Source organism: Micrococcus sp. HG099 (assembly GCF_024723355.1).
Taxonomy (GTDB): domain Bacteria; phylum Actinomycetota; class Actinomycetes; order Actinomycetales; family Micrococcaceae; genus Micrococcus; species Micrococcus endophyticus.
On the sequence record NZ_JANQCJ010000143.1, the window covers coordinates 1 to 5,069 of the forward strand.

The following is a 5,069-nucleotide window of genomic DNA, read 5'->3' on the forward strand; positions in this document are numbered from 1 at the left end:
AGCGTCGGATGTGTATAAGAGCCAGGTCCACGACGGCGCGGGCCGCGCCGCGGCGGACCGCCCCGGCGTCGGCGCGGGCGCCCAGGAGCAGGCCGAGGGCGGTGACCACCATCGTCTTGCCAGCACCGGTCTCGCCGGTGACCACGGTGAGCCCGGGGTCCAGGTCCACGGTGGCCTCGCCGATCACGCCGAGCCCGGAGATCCTCAGGTGCTCGATCATGCGTCCTCCCCCGGGTAGCGGGCACCGCGGTCGCGGTAGCGCTGGATGTCCGCGGCCGAGAGCACGGACAGCGGCATGGTGGCCGGCTCCACGACGTCGGGGCGCGGCCCGGCGTGCCGGGGCTCGACCGTTTCCACCTCGCGCAGCACGGACTCGCGCTCCTGGGCGGTGACCGGGCCCCGCCAGCCGTCGGTCGGCAGGCGGAACTTGCGGACCAGGCGCTCGGCGAACGGGGTGGGGTTCAGGCGGGCGAGGCGCACGGGCTCCTCGGAGCGGGACACCTCGATGCGAGCCTGCGGCGGCAGCTCCACGGTGCGCCGGCCGTCGCACCACAGCACGCCGGTCTCCCGGGTGCGGGTGAGCACGTCGACGCCGATCGTGGAGCGCGGCCCCACCACGAGGGGGCGGGTGAAGAGGGCGTGCGCGCTGATGGGCACGCACAGCAGGGCCTCCACGGAGGGCCACACCACGGGCCCTCCCCCGGAGAAGGCGTAGGCGGTGGACCCGGTGGGGGTGGCCAGCACCACGCCGTCGCAGCCGAAGGAGGAGATCGGCGCGTTGTCCACGGAGATGACGACCTCGAGCATCCGCTCCCGGTTCGACTTCTCCACGGAGGCCTCGTTGAGGGCCCAGGTGCGGGCCACCTCGCGGCCCTCCACGCGCACCACCACGTCCAGGGCCATGCGCTCGATCACCACGTACGCCTCGGAGGCGATCGCCTGGACGGTGCGCTGCAGGTCGGTGCGCTCGGACTCGGCGAGGAAGCCCACGTGGCCGAGGTTCACGGCCAGCAGCGGGACGACGTAGCCGCGCACGAAGTCGGCCGCGCGCAACACGGAGCCGTCGCCGCCGAGGACCAGCCCCAGGACGATGTCCTCGAGCCCGCAGTCCACGCCGAGGGTCTGCGGGGCGAAGCCGGCGGGGGCGTCCGCGTTCTCGCGGATCGCGGCGACGTCCTGCTCCAGCATCACGCTGACGAGGCCCTCCTCCTCGAGGATGCGGGTGGCCTGCAGCGCCGCGCTGATGGCGTCCTCGCGTCCGGTGTGGGCGAGGACGAGGACGCGACGTCCGGGGTTGTGGGGCATGGTTCCTTCCGCGGGCAGGGTGCCGGGCACTGCGGTCCAGGATAGCCACGACGCCGGACGCGCGAACGGGCCCGGCGTCGTCCGTGGACGCACGACGGCGTCCCGCGGGGGCGGGGCCCGCCCGGCGGCGCCGTCCCGTCAGGCCCAGTCGACCTCGGCCGCAGCCGTCCACGCCGCCGCGACGGCCTCGGCCGCGGGGGCGTCGTCGTCGAGGCCCGTCCCGGGCGCGCCGGCCGCGTCGGCCGCCGGCCGGCGCAGCCGCAGGAAGAACTCCACGTTGCCGTCCTGGCCGGGCAGGCCGGAGCGGGCGAGGCCGCGCAGCTCCAGCCCGGAGTCCAGGGCGGCCGCGGCCACGGCCGCGACGGCGTCCCGCCGGGCTGCGGGGTCGGTCACGACGCCGGTGCGCGGCAGGGCCGCGCGGCCCACCTCGAACTGGGGCTTGACCATGAGCAGCAGGTCCGCGCCGGGACGGCAGACGCCGGCCAGGGCGTCCATCACCAGGCGCAGGGAGATGAAGGAGAGGTCGGAGACCACGAGGTCCACCTCGCCCTCCACGTCCTGGACAGTGAGGTCCCGGACGTTCAGGCCCTCCCGCACGAGGACCCGGGGATCGGTGCGCACGAGGTCCACGAGCTGCCCGTGGCCCACGTCGACGGCGGCCACCCGGGCCGCGCCGCCCTCCAGCAGCACCTGGGTGAAGCCGCCGGTGGAGGCGCCCGCGTCGAGGGCCCGCCGGCCCCGGACCGCCACGTCCGGGAACGTTTCGAGGGCGCTGACCAGCTTGTGGGCGGCGCGGGAGACCCAGCGGGGCCCGTCGTCGGCCAGGGTGAGGGACGCCGTCGGGGCCACGCGCTCGGACGCGCGCCGCACGGGGCGGCCGTCGACGAGCACCTGGCCGGCGCGGATCAGCGCCGACGCCTCGGTGCGCGAGCGCGCCAGGCCCCGCGCCGCGAGGGCGACGTCCGCGCGGACCGCCTCAGCCACGCCGCCCGTCCGCGGCCCCCGCCTGCCCGTCCGGCTCGGAGAGCAGGGCGGGGAGGTCCTCGACGATCCACGTGGGCCGGTCGGCCTCCGGGGCCGAGCCGGCGCTCTCGCGGGTGTCGATGCCGGTGAGGACGAGGACCGTGTCGAAGCCGGCCGCGTTGCCGCCCCGGATGTCCGTGTCCAGGCGGTCGCCCACCACGAGCGGCCGGGTCAGGCCCAGGGTGCGCGCCGCGGTGCGGAACAGCAGCGGCTCGGGCTTCCCGGCCGCCGCGGGGGCCGTCCCGGTGGCCTGCCCGACCGCGCCGACGAGGGCCCCGTTGCCGGGGGCGATCCCCTCGGCCCGTGGGATGGAGGCGTCCAGGTTGGTGGCCACCCAGGCCGCGCCCGCGTTGACGGCATACGCCGCCTGGGCCAGCTCCGCCCAGCCGACGCCGGGGTCGAAGCCCTGGATCACCGCGTCCGGGCGGTCCTGCGCTGCGGCCACGACCTCGAACCCGCGGTCGCGGACCACCTGGCGCAGGTAGTCCGAGCCGACCACCAACACGCGGCCGGTCCGGGCCCCGAGGGTCTCCTCGAGCAGGTCGACGCCGGCCGGTGCCGAGCCGAAGACATGCTCCGGGCGGGCGGGGACGCCCAGCGAGCGCAGGTGCTCGGCCACGGACTCCGGGGCACGGGACGCGTTGTTGGTGACGAAGCCCACCGGCACGCCGCGCTCAACCAGGGCGGTGAGGGTCTCGACGGCGCCGGGCACCGCGCCCCCGCCGGCGTAGACCACGCCGTCGAGATCGCAGAGCAGGCCGTCGTGGCCCCGCGGCAGGGTGGGGCTCATCGGCCCTCGCCCTCGCCGCCGTCGAGCTCGTCGAACAGCGACATCTGGTTCGGGTCCACCTCGTCGGCCTGCGCCACGGCGGCCGGCGGGGCGTCCTGCTCGGACTCGGTGGACGCCGGCGCCTCGGTGTCGGCGTCCGCGGCGACCTCGTCCTCGGCCTCCGGGGTGTCCGGGACCTCCTCAGCGGCGGGGGCCGCGGGCTCCTGCGCATCCTCGACCGACTCGGCGGCCGCGGAGGCCTCAGGGGCGTCCTCCGCAGAGGCGTCGGCGGTGGGGGCCGCGGCGGTGGGGGCCGCGGCGGACTCCGCGGCGTCGGACGGGGTCCCGGCGTCCGAGCCGGCGCCCTCGGCGGCGGCGGCGTTCTCCGCGTAGCGACGCTCGCGCGGCGAGGGGCCCCGCTCGCGTCGGTCGTCGACCGGCTCGGTGTCCACGTCCACGATCTCCGGCTCGGCGAAGCCGCCGATGCCCAGGGCCTTCTCGGCCACGCGCACGGCCCGCGCCCACAGGCGTGCCTCGTCGGCGCGTCCCAGCAGCAGCAGGACGTCGGCCTGGCGCTGGAAGAGCCGCGGGGAGAACGGGTATCCGCGGCGGCGGTCGAGCTCGGGGATCTGGAGCGCGTCGTGGGCGCCCTGGAGGTCGCCGGCGTCCTCGCGGATGCCGGAGACGACCATGGCCAGCTCCACCCGGGCGGCACGGTCCAGACGCGCGGTGTCGATCTCGGCGGCGAGCTGCAGCGCCTTCGCCGGTCGCCCGAGGGCGCGTTCGCTGTCCACCTGCGCCGCGACGTGGGTGTCGTCGCCGGTCATCCGGCGGTACGTGCGGAACTCGCGCAGCGCGTCGGCGTACTCCCCCGCCGCGTAGGCGGTCAGGGCGACGGCCTCGCGCACGCGGGACAGGCGACCGCCCTTGCGGGAGGCGGCCAGCGCGTGCTGGAACGCGAGGGCGGGGTCGACGTCGATGTACCGGCCCGCCATGACGAGGTGCTTGGCCACCCAGCTCGCGGGGCGCTCGTCGAGGCCGTTGACCTCCTTGAGGGTGCCGCGGTCAAGCTCCTGGCCGGTGACGTCCGCGTCGATGTCCGGCGAGCGCTCCTGGTCCACGCGGTTGGCCGCGCGCAGGTCGCGGGGGTTGTGCGCGGGGCGCTCCCGGCGTTCAGTCCGCTCCGTCCGGTCCTGGCCGCGGCCCTCCCACCGGGGCGACGACGACGCGGAACGGCGGTCGCGACGCTCGCCGCCGGCGCCCTCACGACGCTCTCCCCCACGACGACCCTCGAAGCCGCCGCGGGACGAGCCCGCCCCGGACTGCCGGCGATCCCCGCCGACACGGGGGCCACGGGAACCGTCCCCGCTGCGCTCGCCACGGGGGCTGTCGGAGGAACGATCCCGACGGAAGCCGTCGGATGAGCGCTCGCGCCGGGGGCCGTCGGACGAGCGCTCGCGCCGGGGGCCGTCCCCCGATCGCTCGCCGCGGAAGCCCTCGGACGAGCGATCGCGGCGGTCCTGGCCCGAACGGCCTTCACCGGAGCCGCCGGAGCGGCGTCCGTCTCGGGGGCCGCCGGAGCGGCGGGCGTCACCGGAGCCACCACGGGAACGGCCGGCTCCGTCGCCCGGGGATCGACGGTCGTCGCGGCGTCCGCGGGGAGTGTCCTCAGCCATGGTGTCCTTCCTGGACGGTCTCGCGCGGGAGTCCGCGGGAGAGCTCGGTGGTCGATCGCCGCATCGGGCGGCGCGCTGCATCAGAGAACCAGGGTAGTGCCCCGGCACGTGAGGGCACCTGACGCCGCGACGGCGAAAGAGCCCGGGAATGCAAGAAGGGCCCCGCACAAAAGTGCAGGGCCCTCCCCAAAGAATGTCCGGCGGCGACCTACTCTCCCACAACCTCCCGGTTGCAGTACCATCGGCGCTGTGGGCCTTAGCTTCCGGGTTCGGAATGGAACCGGGCGTTTCCCCCA

At 76.4% G+C, this 5,069-nt stretch carries 5 protein-coding genes and 1 rRNA gene; all 6 read right to left on the reverse strand.

Features of this window, described 5'->3' with window-relative positions:
• A partial coding sequence (locus NWP10_RS10395; protein ID WP_258300852.1) for an AAA family ATPase occupies positions 1 to 220 on the reverse strand: 220 nt, incomplete at its 3' end.
• Entirely contained in the window at positions 217 to 1,305 is a 1,089-nt protein-coding gene (locus NWP10_RS10400; protein ID WP_258300853.1) for an NAD kinase, read from the reverse strand. The genes NWP10_RS10400 and NWP10_RS10395, both read right to left, overlap by 4 nt.
• Before the next feature lie 138 nt (positions 1,306 to 1,443).
• On the reverse strand, positions 1,444 to 2,289 hold the full coding sequence (locus tag NWP10_RS10405) for a TlyA family RNA methyltransferase (protein ID WP_258300854.1): 846 nt from the start codon (positions 2,287 to 2,289) through the stop codon (positions 1,444 to 1,446).
• Complete coding sequence (locus NWP10_RS10410) at positions 2,282 to 3,118, reverse strand: HAD-IIA family hydrolase (protein WP_258300855.1); 837 nt, start codon at positions 3,116 to 3,118, stop codon at positions 2,282 to 2,284. Before NWP10_RS10410 ends, NWP10_RS10405 begins: the two co-directional genes overlap by 8 nt.
• Positions 3,115 to 4,218 (reverse strand): hypothetical protein, encoded by a 1,104-nt coding sequence (locus tag NWP10_RS10415; protein ID WP_258300856.1) that lies wholly within the window; start codon positions 4,216 to 4,218, stop codon positions 3,115 to 3,117. The genes NWP10_RS10410 and NWP10_RS10415 overlap by 4 nt, the downstream gene beginning before the upstream one ends.
• A 750-nt stretch (positions 4,219 to 4,968) precedes the next feature.
• A 5S ribosomal RNA gene (gene rrf / locus NWP10_RS10420) occupies positions 4,969 to 5,069 on the reverse strand; the annotation flags it as partial.

Excerpts from the sequence above, each read along its gene's own strand:
- NWP10_RS10400 (WP_258300853.1), bottom strand. The coding sequence starts at position 1,305 with ATGCCCCACAACCCCGGACGTCGCGTCCTCGTCCTCGCCCACACCGGA.
- NWP10_RS10410 (WP_258300855.1), bottom strand. The coding sequence starts at position 3,118 with ATGAGCCCCACCCTGCCGCGGGGCCACGACGGCCTGCTCTGCGATCTC.